We start from the raw sequence: 19,870 nt of genomic DNA, 5'->3' as shown, positions 1-19,870 counted from the left end.
TCTTATAATGAGGAGGAATTATTATGAGACTACTTTTAATTGAAGATGAAGTGATGCTTTCGGAAGCCCTAGTTTATATATTGAAAAAAAACAATTACAATGTAGATTCTGCCTATGATGGAATTAAAGGACAGGAAATGGCAGAAATAGATATATATGATATTATAATACTAGACAGAATGCTTCCTGGAAAAGATGGCTTGGAGGTTTTAAAGCATATTAGAAACAGGGGCATCAGAACTCCTGTAATTATATTAACAGCTATGGATTCTATAAGCAGCAGAGTAGAGGGCTTAGATCAGGGGGCAGATGACTATTTAATAAAACCTTTTTCCAAGGAGGAGCTTCTAGCGCGAATACGAGCTCTTGGACGGAGGCATATAGATTTTATTCAATGCGGAACCATACAATTGGCTTCTTTAACTTTTGATCCCTTAAGAGGAGAACTTCAGTATAAAGAAAATAAAGTTAAGCTTACATCTAAAGAATCTCAGCTATTGGAACTTCTGGCTCGTAATAAAAATCAAGTATTGACCAAAGATCAGATATTAGACAGGGTCTGGGGACCTGATTCTGATGTAGAGATGAATAACAATATTGAAGTGTATTTTTCCTATCTTAGGAAAAAACTTAGAAGATTGAATTGTAATGTTATTATAGAAACCATAAGAGGAATAGGTTATTGTCTAAAAGAGGTTTAAATTATGTTTCGAAAATTAAAAATAGAATTGATTTTGATCAATTTAATATTAACAGGTTTGGTTCTAATAACCATATTTTCAGGTATATATGTGTTAATGGAAAGAAGTTTTGAACGTTCTTCATATATGCATATGACTAAAACATCAGAAATGGAAGATATTCCTCCCCCTCCTGAACATCCAAATAGAGAGCTTATATCTTCAGAAAACTTTTTTATTAAAACGGATAAAATTGGTAGAATAAAAGAAACTTCCAGCAATTTTACATTATCTGAGGAAGTATCTTATAATATAATAAAGAATATTTTTAACAATAAAGACCCTCGGGGTACCATTATATATGAAAGTTTTAATTTTAGGTATCTTAAAGTTCCAAAAAAATATGGATTTATCATAATTTTTCAGGATAAGTCCTTTGACAGTGAAGTATTAAGACGACTGATTATTATATCTGTATTAGTTTGTATAGCAAGTCTCATATTGGTATTTATAATAAGTCTATTTCTTGCTAATACTTCTTTAAAACCTATTATAAATGCCTGGAAAAAGCAGCAGTCTTTTGTTGCAGATGCTTCCCATGAACTTCGTACCCCTCTAGCAGTCATAACCACTAATCTTGACATAGTTTTAGATAACAAAAATGAAACTGTAGAAGCTCAAGGTAAATGGCTTGGAAATATCAAACTGGAAACAGCTAGAATGACTAAGCTTATAGAAGAACTTCTTTTTCTTGCAAGATCAGACTCATATGAAGCATCATTATCTATTTCCAGCTTTAACTTAAGTAATGCTATTATCCAATCAATAATACCTTTTGAAGCTACTTTTATAAAATATAAAATACATACTTCATATGACATACAACAAAATGTAATTTTTTCAGGCAATGAAGGACGTATCAAACAACTTGCAGCTATTCTCATAGATAATGCTATAAAACATACCTATGAAAAAGGTTCCATAGACATAAAAATGCACACAATAAAAAATAAAATTGAATTTACTGTATCCGATACAGGAGAGGGTATTCCAGAAGAACACTTAGATAAAATTTTTGAAAGATTTTATAAAGTGGATAAATCCCGTTCAAATAGAAATGGCAACTTTGGTTTAGGTCTATCTATAGCAAAATCCATAGTTAATGAATATAAAGGAAATATAACTGTATCAAGTGCTTTAGGCAAGGGTTCCATGTTTAAAGTTATACTTCCTTTCAATTAAGTTTCTATTCTTTAGGATGTTATAATTATAACATCCTATTTATTTTAATTTGGAAAGTAATTTTAAAGCTGCATTGGACATAACTTCAATACCATATAATAATGCCATTTCATCTATATCATATTTAGGATGATGTTGAGGATAAATAATCCCCTTCTTGGGGTTTCCTATACCTATAAAAATAAAGCACCCCGGTACTTTCTGTAAATAGTAGGAAAAATCTTCGCTACTCATACACGGCTTTACTTCATGAGCTCCCTCTCCCATTACCTCTTTTCCCGCTTCAAGTATAATATCTGTAATTTTAGAATCGTTATTAAGGACATAGGTACATGAGCTTTTTTGAAGGCTGCAGTGAGCTCCTGCCATATCACATATATGCTTCACAATTTTTTTAATATGCATAAGCACCTCTCTTCTCACATCTTCATCAAGGGATCTAATGGTTCCCTTTAATACTGCCTTCCCTGATATGGCATTATAAATATGTCCTGACTGAAATACACCTACCGATACCACAGCCTGTTTCATAGGATCTACATCTCTTCCCACAATTGTATTTAAAGCAACAACTATCTGAGAAGCTGTTAATATTGAATCTATAGTTTGGTGTGGCATAGAAGCATGACCTGCTTTTCCCTCAATAATTATTACAAATTCATCACTGGCAGCCATTACAGGTCCCTTTGATATTCCCACTGTTCCAATTTCAATAGGCTGCCACAGATGAGCTCCTATAATAGCTTCTACGCCTTCTAAACCCCCATCTTCTATAATGGCTGCTGCCCCTGAACCATCAATTACTTCTTCTTCACTAGGTTGAAATATAAATCTTAAAGTACCTTCTATTCTATGACGTATATCACATAATACTTTTATAACACCTATAAGTATGGCAGTGTGTCCATCATGTCCGCAAGCATGACATGCACCTTTATTTTTAGATTTATAATCTTTACTTATTTCATCATCTATAGCCAAAGCATCTATATCCGCACGAATTGCTACTATTTTGCCTGGCTTTCCCCCCTTAAGCTCTGCAATAACACCAGTTCCCCCTGCTTTTCTGATATTTAAACTAAGACCTTCTAACACTTCAATTATTTTCTTTTGAGTATTAAATTCCTTTTTACTAACTTCAGGGTATGTGTGAAAATATCTCCTTAAGTTTACCACTTCAGAATAATATTTATTAGCCAGATGCTTTATTTCTTCTACTTCACACAACTGTTCCATAACATAAAACCTCCCCAATTTATATTATCTTTTGATTTTATCTATTTGTACTCTGAAAATACTTCCAGTTCATCGTCATTTATATCTTTCTTTTTTACATAAGTCATAGCTCTAAAAGTGTCCAGTGACGTTATAACTTCTATGTTCCTCTCCACAGCCAATCTTCTTATATGAAATCCATCCCTTGTAGAATCATTTCCCTTGGTAGGAGTATTTATTACTAAGTCCACCTCTTCATTTTTTATAACATCTATTATATTTGGACTCTCTTCTTTCATCTTTCTAATTTTTTTTACTTCAATTCCATTATTACTTAAGAGTTTTGCTGTATTTTCCGTGGCTATAAATTTAATTCCTAATTTATGTATTTCCCTTGCTATGGGTAAAAACTCCTGTTTATCATGATCTCCTATAGTTGCAAGTATTACTCCATTTTTCATATTAAAAAACATATCTGCAGCCAAAAGTCCTTTATAAAGGGCCCCTTCAAGGGTGGTAGACACTCCTAAAACCTCTCCTGTGGATCTCATCTCAGGTCCCAAGGAAACTTCTACATTAGGAAGCTTCTCTGTTGAAAATACCGGAACCTTTACTGCTACTATATTAGGCTCCCTGCAGATTCCAACTCCATATCCAATATCTCTTAATTTTTCCCCAAGCATTACTCTTGTAGCAATATCAACTATAGGTACATTACTTACCTTACTTATATACGGAACAGTTCTTGAAGCCCTAGGATTTACTTCTATAACATAAAGATTGCCCTCATATTCTATGAATTGAATATTTATCATACCTTTTATACCTATTCCTAAAGATAACTTTACAGTATATTCTAAAACTTTTTCTCTCATATCATCATTTACATTTTGAGCAGGATACATAGTTATACTGTCCCCAGAGTGTACTCCCGCCCTTTCCAAATGCTCCATAATTCCAGGTATAAGTACATCCTCACCATCACATATGGCATCTACTTCTATTTCCCTGCCCATTAAATATTTATCTATTAATATAGGATTTTTCTTATCTTTATTAAAAGCCATAGAAAGATAATATGCAAGTTCTTTTTCCGTGTAAGTTATTTCCATGCCTTGTCCTCCAAGTACATAAGATGGCCTTACCAGTACAGGAAATCCCAGCTTTCTTCCTTCTTCAAGTCCCTCATCTATAGTCCATACTCCTTTTCCTTTAGGTCTTTTAATGTTCAATTTTTCAAGAAGAACATCAAATTTTTCCCGATCTTCTGCCATATCTATCTGGTCGGCAGTGGTACCTAATGTAACTATATTTTTTTCTTTTAAGAATTCTGCCAGCTTTATAGCAGTTTCTCCCCCAAATTGCAATATAACACCGTAGGGCTTTTCCTTATCCAATATACTTAGAACATCTTCTTCAGTTATAGGCTCAAAATACAGTTTATCTGAAATATCAAAATCTGTACTTACAGTTTCCGGGTTATTATTTATTATTATAGTCTCTATACCAAGCTTTCTAAGTATTTTTATGCAGTGTACGGAAGCATAATCAAATTCTATACCCTGCCCTATTCTGATAGGCCCCGATCCTATCACTATAACTTTTTTATTGTTTGAAACTTCCACCTCATCATATTCTTCATAGGTAGAATAATAATAAGGAGAAAGGGCTTCAAATTCCCCTGCACAGGTATCTACCATTTTATAAGAGGGATTTATATCCCATATTTTTCTGAGTTTATAAACCTCATCTGGTGAAACCTTAAGCATGTCTGCTATTCCCTTATCAGAGAATCCTTTTTTCTTCAGCAGGACAAACCATTCTTTATTGATATCACTTATACTGCTGTTTTTCAATTTTTCCTCTTCATCTATAATCCCTTTAAATTTATTTACAAAAAATTTATCTATACCAGTGATTTCAGATAATTTTTCAATTTTGTATTTTCTTCTCAATAACTCTGCCAGTGCAAATATTCTTTCATCATCAGGATATGTTATTCTATTTTTAAGTTCATACATACTTAAATTTCTAAACTTTTTATAATCTAAAGAATAAGTTCCTATTTCAAGAGATCTTATCCCTTTTAAAAATGCAGCTTCAAAGTTACTTCCTATAGCCATTATTTCCCCTGTAGCCATCATTTTAGTTCCAAGTTCCCTTTCAGCTCCTTGAAATTTATCAAAAGGCCACTTAGGAATTTTTATTACTACATAATCCAGAGAAGGCTCAAAACAAGCATAGGTTTTCTGGGTAACTGCATTTTTTATTTCATCCAAACCATAACCAAGAGCTATTTTAGCTGCCACCTTTGCAATAGGATATCCTGTGGCTTTTGATGCAAGAGCTGATGAACGGCTAACCCTAGGATTTATCTCTATAACTACATATTCAAAGGAATGTGGATTTAAGGCCAACTGAACATTACATCCACCTTCTATTTCAACTTCATTTATTATGTCAATAGATGCAGTTCTAAGCATTTGATATTCCTTATCTGATAAAGTCTGGCTTGGTGCTACAACTATACTGTCCCCTGTATGAATTCCCACAGGATCTATATTTTCCATATTACATACTGTTATACAATTTCCGAAGCTGTCTCTCATAACTTCATATTCTATTTCTTTCCACCCTTTTATACTCTTTTCAAGCAATACCTGACCTATGGAACTAAGTTCTAATCCAGATTCTAATATAATTTTAAGTTCCTCTTCATTTTCCGCTATTCCACCACCTGTACCTCCAAGAGTATAGGCAGGTCTTACTATAACAGGATAACCTATTTTCTGTGCAAATCTTATGCCGCTTTCTATATCCGTAACTATATCGCTTTCTACAACCGGTTGATTTATTTTATTCATGGTATCTCTAAAAAGTTCTCTATCTTCACCCTTTTTTATGGCTTCTATAGAAGTACCTATTATTTTTACATTGTATTTTTCAAGTATTTTATTATCGTACAACTCCACGGTAAGATTAAGCGCAGTTTGTCCACCCATTCCCGGTAAAATGCTGTCTGGTTTTTCCTTCTTTATAACTTTTTCTATAAATTCTACCGTAAGTGGTTCTATATAAACCTTGTCTGCCACTTCTCTGTCCGTCATTATAGTAGCAGGATTACTGTTTACAAGTACAACCTCCATTCCCTCTTCCCTAAGCGATTCACAGGCCTGGGTTCCAGAATAATCAAATTCTGCTGCCTGACCTATTATAATAGGTCCTGAACCTATTACCAAAACTTTTTTTATATTTTTATTTAAAGGCATAATACCTTACCCCCTCTTTCAATTCACAATGTACAATTCACGATTCACAATTTATAATTTTTAAAGTGAGTATTTATTAAATTCATCAAATATGTAGTTATTATCCGAAGGTCCCGGACATGCTTCTGGATGAAACTGTATCGAAAATATAGGCAATTTTTTATGCTTCATACCTTCAATAGTCCCATCATTTAGACTTACATGGGTTAGTTCCATCTCGTCAGGTAATTTATCCACATAATAACCATGATTTTGGGAAGTTATATGCACCCTGCCACTTTCAAGATTCCTTACAGGATGATTACAACCCCTGTGTCCAAATTTAAGTTTTGCAGTACTTCCCCCAAGAGCAAGGGCTAAGAGCTGATGCCCAAGACATATACCTGTTATAGGCTTCTTACCTATAAGCTTTTTTATATTTTCTATTTCTAATTTTAAATCACAAGGATCTCCTGGTCCGTTAGATAAAAATATTAAATCGGGATTTTGCTTAAGGATATCTTCCGCATTACAATCTGAAGGAAACACCGTTACTTTATAACCTCTATTTAAAAATTCCTCTATTATGCTTTTCTTTATGCCGAAATCCAATATAGCCACATGTTTTTTACCTTTACCTAATGTATAAATCTCATTTGTACTTACCCTTTTTACTGCATTTTCATTGGAAAAACATTGTATTGTATCCTTTACTGTAGAAAAATTTACATTCTTCACAGTTATAATTCCTTTCATGGTACCATCTGCTCTCAACATTTTTGTTAGTGCTCTGGTATCAATTCCTGAAAGTCCTATAATTTTATTTATTTTCAGATAATCTTCAAGTTCTAATTCTGCTCTAAAATTACTGGAATAATTACAACTCTCCTTTACTATAAATCCTTTTACCTTGGGATTATCAGATTCCACATCTTCTAAATTCACTCCGTAATTTCCTATAAGAGGATAGGTCATAGTAACAATTTGTCCATAATAGGACGGGTCTGTAAGTATTTCTTGATATCCTGTCATTCCCGTATTAAAAACTACTTCCCCTATACTATCATTCAAATAGCCGAAGGCTTCTCCTTGGAATACATGTCCATTTTCTAATATAAGTTTTGCTTTCATATATAATATACCTCCTGTATTTTTACCTGTAAAAATACACTTAATTAATTTTTAATATACAAAAAAGGTAATAGAAAAACTCTCATTTGAAATAATTTTTCTATTACCTATATCTAATTTTTAATATAAAACATTCCACTTTTTTTAACAAACAACTATACCCATACATATAGATATATACCCCTTTCTGGCCTCACAGGACCAATTTAAAGTGTATTTTTCACTTAATTCTTACGTCTTATTCTAATTAAAATACATTTCCATGTCAAGTACTTATAAAGTGATTCTTAGGTTCAGATAGAGTTTGCTATAGAGAACTACTTTTTTCCACCTGACCCTTATTAACAGTATTCTTAGTGTCTTTAGCACTTAGAATACGCTATCCTTTAGGGAAATAACTTATAAAGGCATGCAGCAGTGCTTATCTTCCACTTTGAATAATATATGCAAGTAAACTTTTATTATATTACTAATTTATTGAAATCATAATAAAATATTAACACTCAAAAAAATGTTAACTAATATCCTATTAAGACTTAAAAATATTAATTAATTATATAAAATGACATAAATATATTAATTGCAAATTTAATATTCTATAAATATCTGCATATCAGATATGATAAATTTTTCCTATAATATAAGAATATATCTTCCATTCCAAGTAAAATGCCGGTATTTCATTAATAATATCTATATATGTAATTACTGATAAAATAATATTTAAATATTATAAATTTTAAATATAAAAATTATTAATTCAACATGTATTTAAATAATAGTTGTTAAAAAGAAAAAAATATGCTAGTATTTATTTAAAAATGTTCTTAATAATGCATAATAAATGCGAAATTTGAACAAATAAAATTCAAGCTGAATAATTTTGAATTAATACTTGCAAAAACGTTTGGCTAGTAAGGAGAGTACGATGAGTAAACAAGATGCATTAAAAAATGAAAACTTAAAACGTGGTCTGGAAGAACGTCATATCCAATTGATTGCCCTAGGAGGAGCAATTGGAGTAGGATTATTCTTAGGATCAGCTAATGCCATTCAAACTGCTTGACCAGCAATTTTATTAGTATATACTATAGCTGGATTCGCCATGTTTATTATTATGAGGGCTTTAGGTGAACTTGCAACCTCATATCCAGTTTCCGGTTCCTTTAGTGCCTATGCCAACGAATTTATTGGACCTTTAGCAGGATACTTGACTGGATGGACCTATTGGTTCATGTGGGTTGTAACTTGTATGGCTGAAATCACTGCGGTAGGTGTGTATGTAAAATTTTGGATTCCAAATATGCCCCAATGGATACCAGCTCTAGCAGCACTGGTTATTATGACCTGTGTTAATTTAATTGCCGTAAAAGCTTATGGAGAATTTGAATTTTGGTTTGCACTTATTAAAGTAGTTACAATTATTATAATGATAGGCTTAGGACTTCTTATGATTATATTTGGTATAGGTAATGGTGGAAAACCTATCGGTATTTCAAACTTATGGTCTCATGGAGGCTTTTTACCTAAAGGTTTATGGGGTCCAATGCTTTCAATAGTAATGGTTATGTTTGCATATCTTGGTACAGAACTTATAGGTGTTACAGCTGGCGAAGCAAAAAATCCTGAAAAAACCATACCGGCTGCAGTTAATAAAGTGTTTTGGAGAATACTAGTATTTTACGTGGGAGCACTTTTTGTAATAATGTGCCTATATCCGTGGAACAGTCTTGGTACAATAGGAAGTCCTTTTGTACTTACTTTCAATAAACTGGGTATTTCAGCAGCAGCAGGCATTATAAACTTTGTAGTGTTAACCGCAGCATTATCTTCCTGTAACAGCGGTATATTTAGCACAGGACGTATGCTTTATAATCTTTCCCTGCAGGGATCAGCCCCAAAAGTATTTAGTAAACTTAATAAATCACATGTTCCAGTAACGGGAATTGTAATTTCAGCATTTTTCCTGTTGATAGGAGTTGTGCTTAACTATCTTGTTCCCGGCAAAGTATTTACTTATGTTACCAGCGTTGCAACCTTTGGAGCAATCTGGGTATGGGGAATAGTTTTAGTGGCTCAAATTAAATTCAGGAAAAGACTTAACCCTGAAGAAGTAAAAAAGTTACATTTTCCTGTATTTGGTTACCCTTATTTGAACTGGATTACTTTAGCATTTTTAGCTTTCGTAGTTATAATGATGTTTTTTAATAAAGATACTCTAGTTGCCATTATAGTTGCACCTATTTGGTTTGCTATCTTAATAGTTTGCTACTATGTATTCGGTATTAATAAAGCAAAATCTACTAAAAGTGTTTTTTCATCCGAAATTATTGGTAAATAAAAAACTAACATATCTACATATAACAGAAACTGCGAAAAAGACAAGCAGTTTCTGTCCAATAGAAATTCTTCCATTGTTTTCTATGGTATATATCCAAAATTTCAAATGATTTATATCCTAATCTATTCCTTTTGAATAGATTATTTTATTTATTCAAAAATCTCATAATAGCAAAAAATAAAAAACAAATTTTATATTAAATACTTAGAATAATTTTGTTGAATATGCAACTAAATGGTTATATAATAAATATTGTTAATATGCGAACAGTATTTATACAAACTATACAAACATTATATTGAGGAGAGATAAAAATGAAAGGACTTACTTTATCTTGTCTAGTTGCAGCAATACTCTTAAGTGGTTGTAGTTCTGTTACTAGTACAAGCACCATTACCAGTAAAACTACCAAGACCATTAAACAAAGTACCAATACCCAGTTTTTAATGGGTGGTAAAATTGCAACAAACGAAGAAGCAGATGTAACTGCAAAGGTTTCAGCAAAAGTTTCTGAAATATCAGTAGACTTAGGTTCAAAAGTGAACGAAGGTGATGTTATTATAAAATTAGATACAACAGATCTACAAGGCCAGGTTGATCAAGCCCAAGCTGCTCTTAATACTGCGAAAGCTAATTTAACAAATGCACAAAATAGTACCCGCCCCGAACAAATAGCCCAGGCCCAGGCTAGCCTAAACAGTGCATCTCAATCCTACCAAACAGTAAAGAAAAATTATGACCGTGTACAAGCATTGTTAAATGAAGGAGCGGCCACCCAACAAGAATTAGATACAGCCAATCAGCAATTATCTGCCGCAGAAGCACAATATAAAACTGCCCAGGAACAACTTAATATGTTAAACAACGGCCCTACAAAATCCTCTATAGATGTTTATCAAGCTCAGATAACCCAGGCTCAAGCAGCTTTAAAAACTGCTCAAACATCACTTAATAATGCCATTATTACAGCACCTATCTCTGGAATAGTAAATGCAAGAAACATTAATGTAGGAGATATAGCATCTACAGATAAAGTACTTGTTTCTATAATTAATACCAACAATTTGTATGTAAATGCCTATGCTCCAGCAGACATAATAAGTAAAATTTCTGAAGGACAATCTGTAATTGCTAAAGTATCTGAAATACCTGACAAAGAATTCCATGGTAAAATAGCTGTTATAAATTCTACATTAAATTCCCAAAGTAGAGACATCCTAGTTAAAGTAACCTTAACAGACAAAGATACAAATCTAAAACCTGGAATGTTTGCAGAAATTGGTCTGGATAAATAAATCAAGAAAGAGGGTACCTTAATTATGAAAGAAAAACGGAAAATATTGATTATAGGAATATTAATAATAATTGTAGCAGCACTTGGTAGTATTGGATGCTATTATTGGTATCAAAATACCTATTATGTTTCCACTGATGATGCATCAGTAAGTGCAGATTTAGTTAATGTAACTCCACAAATTAGTGGAAAATTATTAGAACTTAATATAGAAGAAGGAGATACCGTTATAAAAAATCAAATACTGGCACGCCAGGAAATGGTTAACCTTCCTGATTCAAGTGTAGATGAATCTTTAATAAGATCTCCTATTGACGGTATAGTCATTAAAAAGCAAGGAACCATCGGTGAAATTTGGTCATCGGGTCAAACCTTGGCTACATTAATAGATCCAGATAAGCTTTATATAACTGCTAATATCGAGGAAACAAAACTTGGCAAAGTAAGAATTGGACAATCCGTTACTATTACTATAGACCAATATGGTTCAAAAAAATTTACAGGAAAAGTTAAATCTGTGGGGGAAGCATCACAATCTGCCTTATCTATACTACCTTCTTCAACTAGTGGTACATTTACAAAAGTAGTTCAAAGAATACCTGTAAAAATCTCCATTAATAAATTTAATAATAAAATACTTCCAGGCACCAATGCTGTTGTGAAAATCCATGTTAAGTAATGAGGTGATACATAATGGAAGAAAATAATCATGATTCTCTATACAGCTGGCTGGCATTAATTGTAGTTGTAATTGGTACATTTATGTCTATACTAGATAGTAGTATAGTTAATATTGCAATTCCCAAGATGATGGCTGTTTTTGGAGTATCAATGGATGATTCAAAATGGATACTTACAGCATATACCCTGGCACTTGGGGCAATTATACCTCTTACTGGATATCTTCAAGATGTTTTTGGCTCTAAAAAAATATACATGTTTGCACTGACAGTGTTTACATTAGGCTCTATGTTGTGTGGATTTGCCTGGAACAACACATCAATGATATGTTTCCGTATTATTCAGGCCATTGGTGGAGGCATGATAATGCCTGTTGGGATGGCTATGATATATGAAATATTCCCAAGAGAAAAAATAGGCCTGGCCCTTGGCATCTGGGGAATAGCCGCTATGGCGGCACCTTCCATAGGACCAACACTAGGTGGATATATTATTGAAAAAATGGATTGGAGACTTATTTTTAATATAAATGTACCTATAGGCGTACTAGGTGTTGTATTAGCTGCCATTTTATTAAAAGATTCAAAAAGAAAGCAATTGAAATCCTTTGATATAATAGGATTCTTATCTTCTACAATAGGTGTAGTCAGTCTACTCTATGTATTAGGTGAATGGACCTCCATTGATTGGGCGGATGTAAAATATCCTATACTTTTAACCTTAGGATGTTTAAGTCTTGTGTTATTTGTAGTAAATGAACTTACTCACCCGGATCCGCTGCTTGATTTACGAGTCTTTAAACTATTTGACTTTAGTGCAAGTCAGATTATATCTTGTATTTTAACATTAGCATTAATGGGGGGAGTATATGTATTACCCTTGTTTCTACAAAATATAAGAGGTTATACTGCAATGGAAACAGGTATAATTATGCTGCCAGCCGCCATTGTTACAGGACTTTTGATGCCCATAAGCGGTAATTTATTTGATAGAATTGGTGCAAAACCACTTGTAATACCTGGTATAATAATATTAGGACTAAGTTCTTATCATATTTCAACTTTAATAAATATGAACTCCAGTAGAGAAATGATAACTCTTGTTTTATGCTTGAGATCAGTTGGAATAGGGCTGGCCATGATGCCAATTAATACTGTTGGGATGAATGCGGTGCCAAAAAATTTAATTGGAAGGGCATCTGCTCTTTCCAATACCATACGTCAAATATCGGGTTCACTCAGTATAACTATAATGTCAACAATAATACAGAGTAAGACTAATTATAATTACTTAAAACTATCTGAACAAATAAATATCTATAATGCAACCTCTAATAACACTATAAGCACATTAACACAAGCATATATGTATGAAGGACAATCCCTAAAAGCAGCTAAAGCTTCTGCAGTATCCACACTTGCAAAAATGGTTCAAGGCCAAGCTACAATAGACGCTATGGCCTATTCCCTGGCCATAATCTCTATTGTATTGGTTTTAGCCATAATTTTAACTTTAATGATGAGAAACAAAAAAATACCTAAAAAACAAAATAAGGAAGGTGAGCAGAAGTATAATGAAGGAGGAACCGTCATGTTGGAATGATGAATTAATAACCAAACAATCTGATGAAATAATTAGTCTTTTTAAAACTATCCATAGAACTTTTAGGTGCAAATTCAAAAAAATAGCACAACAATATGGATTCACAGCCCCTCAGCTTACTGTTATATTTCATTTATATAAAACACCGGATATAACTCTTAATGAATTAAGTGACCATCTAATGCTGACCAAAAGCACAGTTTCAGGTATAGTAAACCGATTAGTCAGCCAGGGCGTGGTAATAAGAGAAATACCTGAGAACAACAGAAGAATCGTAAAACTCTCTGTTTCTGAGGATTTTAAAAAAAATAATGATATAGTCAGAATGAAAGAACATTTTATTGCCTACTGCATATCTAATACTATAAAGAATATGGATCCAACCAGCGTAGAAAAAATTATTCATGCATTAGAAAGTTTTATTTTATTATTAGATGAAGAGAATTGCAATTAATCTACATTATTTGATTTTTCACATAACTGGAAAATATAATTTCCAGTTATATTTTTATCCTTAAATATTTAATTATAAGTGCCAAAAAAATTTAATCTTCATATAATTTAATAAACCATAATTAGAAAAATAATAATTTAGTAAAGATTTATCTATGATAAATACATTGACAACACTACAGGAAAGCAATATAATGATTGCAACAAATCTCTCATTTAATAAATTAATACTTAAATTATAAAAGTATTCACTTATCTAATTTTCAATTACATAAAAACGACTATTTTTTATTCTACTTTAAACCAAATCTTTGAAAATCTAATAATATATACTCCTTTTTAATATAACAGCTACTTAAAAAATCATTTGAACATATTTACTTAATTAATTTAAGTCCCATAGTTATCATTATTATACATAATAAATATTCATCATGCGTAGTATGTAATAGATAAAGTAAAAAGGAGAGGAGAATATGAACTTTAAAGATATAATTGAAAAAGATAGAGAACTAAGAAAAAAACATGAATTCGAAGGCACTTTTTTAGAATATCTACAAATCGTAAAGGATAATCCTCAAATAGTAAAATTAGCTCATAAGAGAATGTATGATATTATAATAGATAAAAAATACGAGGTATTAAACCCTGAAGAAAACCCTAAAATTAAGAAATTGCATGGAAATGAACCTATAAGAAGATATAACTTTTTTAAAAATGATTTTTTTGGTATTGATAAAGTGATAATGAAATTAGTTAATTACTTCCATTCAGCTGCAATGAAAGGAGAAGAATCAAGACAAGTACTCTACCTAGTAGGACCCGTAGGTGCTGGAAAATCCTCTTTAGTTGAATCCATAAAAAAAGCCCTGGAAACATCAGAACCAATATATGCACTTAAAGGTTGTCCTATGAGAGAAGAACCTCTTCATTTAATACCCAATCATTTAAAACATGATTTTGAAAAAATTTTGAATGTTGAAATAGAGGGAGATCTATGCCCCATTTGTAAATACAGACTTAAACATGACTATAATGGGCAATATGAAAAATTTCCTGTAATAACTACTGATTTTTCTATTCGTTCTAGAAAAGGAATTGGCGTAGTACCTCCTGTGGATCCTAACAATCAGGATACTTCTGTACTCACAGGCTCTATTGATATATCAAAGATGGACATTTACCCTGAAGATGACCCTAGAATATTTTCTCTTAATGGTGCATTCAACGTAGGAAATCGAGGACTAGTAGAATTTATAGAAGTATTTAAAAATGATGTGGAATATCTCCATACCATAATTACTGCTACCCAGGAAAAATCTGTTCCATCTCCTGGGAAAGGCTCAATGATTTATTTTGACGGAATTATTTTAGCACATTCTAATGAATCAGAATGGAATAAATTTAAATCCGATCATACCAATGAAGCAATTCTTGACAGAATAGTAAAAATAGAGGTTCCATATTGTATGGAATTAAACGAAGAAGTTAAAATATATAAAAAAATACTTGGTAAAAGCCAATTTAACGCCCATATAGCACCGCATACTATGGAAATTGCAGCAATGTTTGCCATTTTATCCAGGCTTTCACCTTCAAACAAGGTGGATCCTATGACAAAATTAAAAATTTATAATGGGGAAGATATAGTAGAAAAAGGAAGTACTAAAAAAATTGACTTTTCAGAATTGAAGGAAGAAGCTGGCATGCGAGAAGGTATGACAGGAATATCCACAAGATTCATTATAAAAGCTTTAGATCAGGCACTTTCTAATTCAGAATATAATTGTATAAATCCCCTAAGTGTAATGGAAAGTTTAATAAAATCAGTTAAGGATTTAGATATTGCAGAAGATGACAAAAAGAAATATCTAACATTTTTAAAAGATACCATAAGAAAAGAATATAATAAACTGCTTGAAAAAGAAGTGACTAGAGCCTTTATACACAGTTTTAAAGAACAGGCAGAGAGTCTTTTTGATAATTATCTAGATCATGCTGAAGCTTATGTAAATAAAAATAAAATCAAAGATCATTCCACTGGAGAAGAACTTGATCCTGACGAAACTTTCATGAGATCTATAGAACAGCATATAGGCGTTTCTGAAAGCTCCTCCAAGGGTTTTAGAACAGATGTCACCTCATATATGTTCTATATTATAAGAAATGGAGGTAAAATCGAATATACCTCCTATGAACCACTTAAAGAGGCTATTGAAAAAAAGCTTACAGCATCAGTAAAAGAATTATCTAGAATTATAACTAAATCCAGAGTTAGAGATAAAGACCAAGATGTAAAATACAATTCCATGGTAGAAGAGCTAAAGGCAACAGGTTACTGCGATCACTGCTGTGATGTTATCTTAAAATATGCTGCCAATAATTTGTGGAAGGATTGATCTTATGGCTATTTTCAGAGAATTTGATGTTAATGACCATCATGACAGATCTTTAGAAGATAGAAGACGCCATAGACAATTGGTAGAAAAATCTATTAAAGATAACTTGGCGGACATAATATCTGAAGAAAGCATCATAGGTCAAAGTAAAAACAAAAAAGTTAAGATTCCCATAAAAGGTATAAAAGAATACCAATTTATATATGGAGACAATAGTTCTGGAGTAGGCAGCGGAGATGGCTCCCAAAAAAAAGGAGATAGAATTGGAAAAGCCATAAAAGACAGAGATGGAAAGGGTAATCAAGGTGCAGGTAATCAAGAAGGAGAAGATATGTATGAAATAGAAGTTACCATAGAAGATGTTTTAGATTACCTGATGGAAGATCTGGAGCTTCCTCTAATGGATAAAAAGAAATTTTCACAGATTCTCTCTAATAATTCTCCTAAAAAATCCGGTTATCAGAGAAAAGGGATAAACCCGAGACTTGCTAAAAAAAGAACTGTGGTAGAAAAATTAAAAAGACAGCAGGGTACTAAAAGGGCTTTACGTGAAATTCATGGGGAACTGGAGTCTGATCCTAAAAATAAACTGCCAGAAAATACAACTATAAAATCCAGATTCCCATTTAAACAAGATGATTTAAGATATTTCAGAGTAAAAAGGAAACCAAAACTAGAGCTAAACGCTGCAATTATTTGTGTAATGGATACATCAGGCTCTATGGATAGTACTAGAAAATTTTTAGCTAGATCTTTTTTCTTTGTATTGTACAGATTTATAAAAATGAAATACAATAATGTAGAAGTAAAATTTATTTCTCATTCTACTTCTGCTAAAGTAGTTACAGAGAATGAATTTTTTCACAAAGTAGAATCTGGTGGAACTTATATATCCAGTGGCTTAAAAAAAGCTTTAGAAGTAATTGAAGAAAATTATAATCCTGCTTACTGGAATGTTTACACTTTTTATGTTAGTGATGGGGATAATTGGAGCGAAGATAATAGTCTGGCATTAAAATGCGCTAAGGACCTATGTAAAGTATGCAATCTTTTTAGCTACGCTGAAATTATTCCAAGTCCTTATGGAAGCAGTATAAAACACATTTTTCAAAATAAAATTACTGATAATAACTTTACTGTAGTTACTATTCATGAAAAACAAGATTTATGGAAATCCCTGAAAAAAATACTGAATAAAGAATTGGAAGAGAGGTGATTTCCGTGGAATATACAAATAAGGACTTAGAAACCTGGGGGCATATAATAGAGTCCAAAGCTGAAGAATCAGGTCTTGACTTTTACCCTCAGGAATTTGAAATCATAAGTTATAAGGATATGATTGCCTATGAAGCTTATGTGGGAATGCCCTCTAGGTATCCCCATTGGAGCTTTGGAAAGGCCTACGACAGATCAGAATCACTATATAAATATAATCTTACAGGTCTTCCTTATGAAATGGTAATAAATTCAAATCCTTGTCTTGCCTATTTAATGAAAGATAATACACTGCTTCTGCAAATTCTAACTATGGCCCATGTATATGGACATAATGATTTTTTTAAGAATAACAGACTATTTAAAGAAGGTACTAATGCATCCTATGCTATCGAAATGTTTAAAAACCACGCAGATATGATAAGAGAATATGTGAATGATCCTAGCATTGGATACGAAGAGGTGGAAAAAATTTTAAATACCGCCCATGCTATAAGATTTCAAACAGTGAGAACTGTGGGACTTAAAAAAACAGAAGAAGAATGTAAAGATGACATTATAGCATTTATAATAAACCACGGTACCTTAGAAGAATGGCAAAAAAATGTTTTAAATGTAGTTAGAAATGAAACCTTATATTTTATACCCCAAATTGAAACAAAAATTATGAATGAAGGTTGGGCAAGTTACTGGCATTACAAAATTTTAAATCAGCTTAATCTGACAGCTTCTCTTTATGTGGAATTTATAAAAAGACATAATGACGTTATAGCCCCCACTATGGGAAGTATAAATCCTTATTATGTTGGTTTTAAAATGTTTGAAAACCTAGAGAAAAAATACGGAATAGATAAAATATTTGAAGTGCGGATGCTAGAACGCGATGAGTCCTTTATAAGAAGATACCTCACCGAAGAACTATGCTACGAATTAAACTTATTTGAATATGGTAAAAGAGGAGATGACTATGTAGTAAGAGAGATCCCAGATGGAGACGGATGGCTGAAAATTAGAAATACCCTTTGTAATCTCTGCGGCATGAATTTAATCCCCAATATTGTAGTTGACAGTATATCAAAAAAAGATACTGCCCTCGTGTTAAATCATATTTATGAAGGAAGAGAATTAAATTCAAGTTATATGGAAGCTACTCTAAAATATCTTTATGAACTTTGGGGATATCCAGTCAGATTAAATACAAAGCTGAAAGATGAAAGTGTACAGGTTTGCTGTAATGAAAATAAAAAAATTTCATATATAACCTTAAGATAATTTAAAAGTCTTTAATAAATGTTCTCTAATTTATTAAAGACTTTTTAAAATTATAATTCACACAGCTAAATTATTTTAGTTTAGTTGTAAAATTTTTATATTTGTGGTAAAGGAATTTAGCCACTCCATCCTTATCATTAGAGGGAATAATTCCAGTAGCAATATCCTTCAATGGTTTGTAAGCATTTTCAACTGCATACCTTTCATCTGCCAATTCAAAAAGAGGTTTATCATTTAAGTTATCTCCAAAACAAATAAGTTCATTAATCTTTAAATAATCTTTCAAAAATTCTGCAGCAGATTTTTTATTAGCATAGGAATTCGTAACCTCCAGCCAGAAAAAACCTTTTGAATAAATTTCTTCTGTATAATGGCAGGTAGCATCTATAGTATTTTTAAATAATCTATAAGAATAATCTAATTCATTTCCTTTTTCTATGGCAAATATATTTATAATATTGTATTCTCCAATCTTTGAAAAATCCTTTACCATAGTAAGTCTCTTATCCTCTTGCCTTTTTCGTGAATTTATATATATTCTCTGGCCTTCATTAAAAATACCTTTATAAAATATTTTTTTATTTCCATTAAGATCTATTCCAGATACAAAAGGAGAAATTTTCTTTAAACTATAATGCCTTAAAATAAACTCAACTATACTTTTATCTAAATAATTTTCTCTGATATTTTTATTCAAAGAAGGATCATATATAAAAGATCCATTATTTAAAATAATAGGTAAATTCAAATTTAGTGGCTTTAATATATTTTTTGAAGCCTCATAAGATCTGGCAGTAGCAACAGTGAACTTTATCCCCAGTGCTATTAATTTATTTACAATTCTAACGGAATACTCACTTACAACCTGTTCTGAATTTAATAATGTTCCATCTAGATCTGAAATATATAAAGTCAAAATATTTTCCTCCAATTTAATTAAATCATCATTACCTAAACCCAAGAATCACTTGTTCTATTATGACTTAACTTTATTATATTCTAGTATAAGTAATTATTCTACATAGATTAAACATTTTATAGTATGAAAAAATGGATATCAAGATATAAAATGTAATTAAATACACTATCCCAATATC

Annotated in this window: 13 protein-coding genes and 1 pseudogene; 10 read left to right on the top strand and 4 right to left on the bottom strand. The window is 31.7% G+C overall.

Annotated elements, in window-relative coordinates; translation table 11 throughout:
- Positions 1–23: 23 nt before the first annotated feature.
- Together CKL_RS03205 and CKL_RS03200 are read left to right on the top strand one after the other, a co-directional pair.
- A complete protein-coding gene (locus CKL_RS03205) occupies positions 24–701 on the top strand; it encodes a response regulator transcription factor (protein WP_011989222.1) in 678 nt (225 codons plus the stop codon).
- Between the two features lie 3 nt (positions 702–704).
- Positions 705–1,922, top strand: a complete 1,218-nt coding sequence (locus tag CKL_RS03200; RefSeq protein WP_011989221.1) for a sensor histidine kinase — start codon at positions 705–707, stop codon at positions 1,920–1,922.
- Between the two features lie 39 nt (positions 1,923–1,961).
- Here the strand turns inward: CKL_RS03200 and CKL_RS03195 are convergent, their stop codons facing one another.
- From CKL_RS03195 to CKL_RS03185, 3 genes are read right to left on the bottom strand one after another with little or no spacing between them, the layout of a single operon-like run.
- Entirely contained in the window at positions 1,962–3,158 is a 1,197-nt protein-coding gene (locus tag CKL_RS03195) for a M20 metallopeptidase family protein (protein ID WP_011989220.1), read from the bottom strand.
- A 41-nt stretch (positions 3,159–3,199) separates the two neighbouring features.
- Positions 3,200–6,406 carry a carbamoyl-phosphate synthase large subunit gene (carB, locus tag CKL_RS03190; protein WP_011989219.1) on the bottom strand — a complete coding sequence of 1,069 codons (3,207 nt, stop codon included), beginning with the start codon at positions 6,404–6,406 and terminating at the stop codon, positions 3,200–3,202.
- Between the two features lie 60 nt (positions 6,407–6,466).
- Positions 6,467–7,516, bottom strand: a complete 1,050-nt coding sequence (locus CKL_RS03185; protein ID WP_011989218.1) for a carbamoyl phosphate synthase small subunit — start codon at positions 7,514–7,516, stop codon at positions 6,467–6,469.
- A gap of 928 nt (positions 7,517–8,444) precedes the next feature.
- Here CKL_RS03185 and CKL_RS03175 point away from each other — a divergent pair.
- From CKL_RS03175 to CKL_RS03140, 8 genes and pseudogenes are all read left to right on the top strand, one after another.
- Positions 8,445–9,857, top strand: a pseudogene (locus CKL_RS03175) (amino acid permease).
- 314 nt (positions 9,858–10,171) lie between these two features.
- Positions 10,172–11,152: an efflux RND transporter periplasmic adaptor subunit gene (locus CKL_RS03170; protein ID WP_011989215.1), complete on the top strand. Its 981-nt coding sequence runs from the start codon at positions 10,172–10,174 to the stop codon at positions 11,150–11,152.
- A 24-nt stretch (positions 11,153–11,176) separates the two neighbouring features.
- Positions 11,177–11,830, top strand: coding sequence for an HlyD family secretion protein (locus CKL_RS03165; protein WP_011989214.1), 654 nt, complete (start codon positions 11,177–11,179; stop codon positions 11,828–11,830).
- 14 nt (positions 11,831–11,844) lie between these two features.
- A complete protein-coding gene (locus CKL_RS03160; RefSeq protein ID WP_011989213.1) occupies positions 11,845–13,434 on the top strand; it encodes a DHA2 family efflux MFS transporter permease subunit in 1,590 nt (529 codons plus the stop codon).
- On the top strand, positions 13,406–13,888 hold the full coding sequence (locus tag CKL_RS03155) for a MarR family winged helix-turn-helix transcriptional regulator (RefSeq protein ID WP_011989212.1): 483 nt from the start codon (positions 13,406–13,408) through the stop codon (positions 13,886–13,888). The genes CKL_RS03160 and CKL_RS03155 overlap by 29 nt, the downstream gene beginning before the upstream one ends.
- Before the next feature lie 475 nt (positions 13,889–14,363).
- Entirely contained in the window at positions 14,364–16,286 is a 1,923-nt protein-coding gene (locus CKL_RS03150; protein ID WP_011989211.1) for a PrkA family serine protein kinase, read from the top strand.
- 4 nt (positions 16,287–16,290) lie between these two features.
- Positions 16,291–17,502 carry a sporulation protein YhbH gene (yhbH, locus tag CKL_RS03145; protein WP_011989210.1) on the top strand — a complete coding sequence of 404 codons (1,212 nt, stop codon included), beginning with the start codon at positions 16,291–16,293 and terminating at the stop codon, positions 17,500–17,502.
- Positions 17,503–17,507: 5 nt separating this feature from the next.
- The gene (locus CKL_RS03140) at positions 17,508–18,773 is read left to right on the top strand and encodes a SpoVR family protein (RefSeq protein WP_011989209.1); all 1,266 of its coding nucleotides are present in this window, start codon (positions 17,508–17,510) and stop codon (positions 18,771–18,773) included.
- A 70-nt stretch (positions 18,774–18,843) separates the two neighbouring features.
- Here the strand turns inward: CKL_RS03140 and CKL_RS03135 are convergent, their stop codons facing one another.
- A complete protein-coding gene (locus CKL_RS03135; protein WP_011989208.1) occupies positions 18,844–19,689 on the bottom strand; it encodes an HAD family hydrolase in 846 nt (281 codons plus the stop codon).
- Positions 19,690–19,870: the final 181 nt, after the last annotated feature.

Source organism: Clostridium kluyveri DSM 555, assembly GCF_000016505.1.
In the GTDB taxonomy this organism is placed as follows: Bacteria; Bacillota; Clostridia; order Clostridiales; family Clostridiaceae; genus Clostridium_B; species Clostridium_B kluyveri.
Note: the sequence above shows the minus strand (reverse complement) of the source record. Positions and strands in the feature narration are given on the sequence as shown.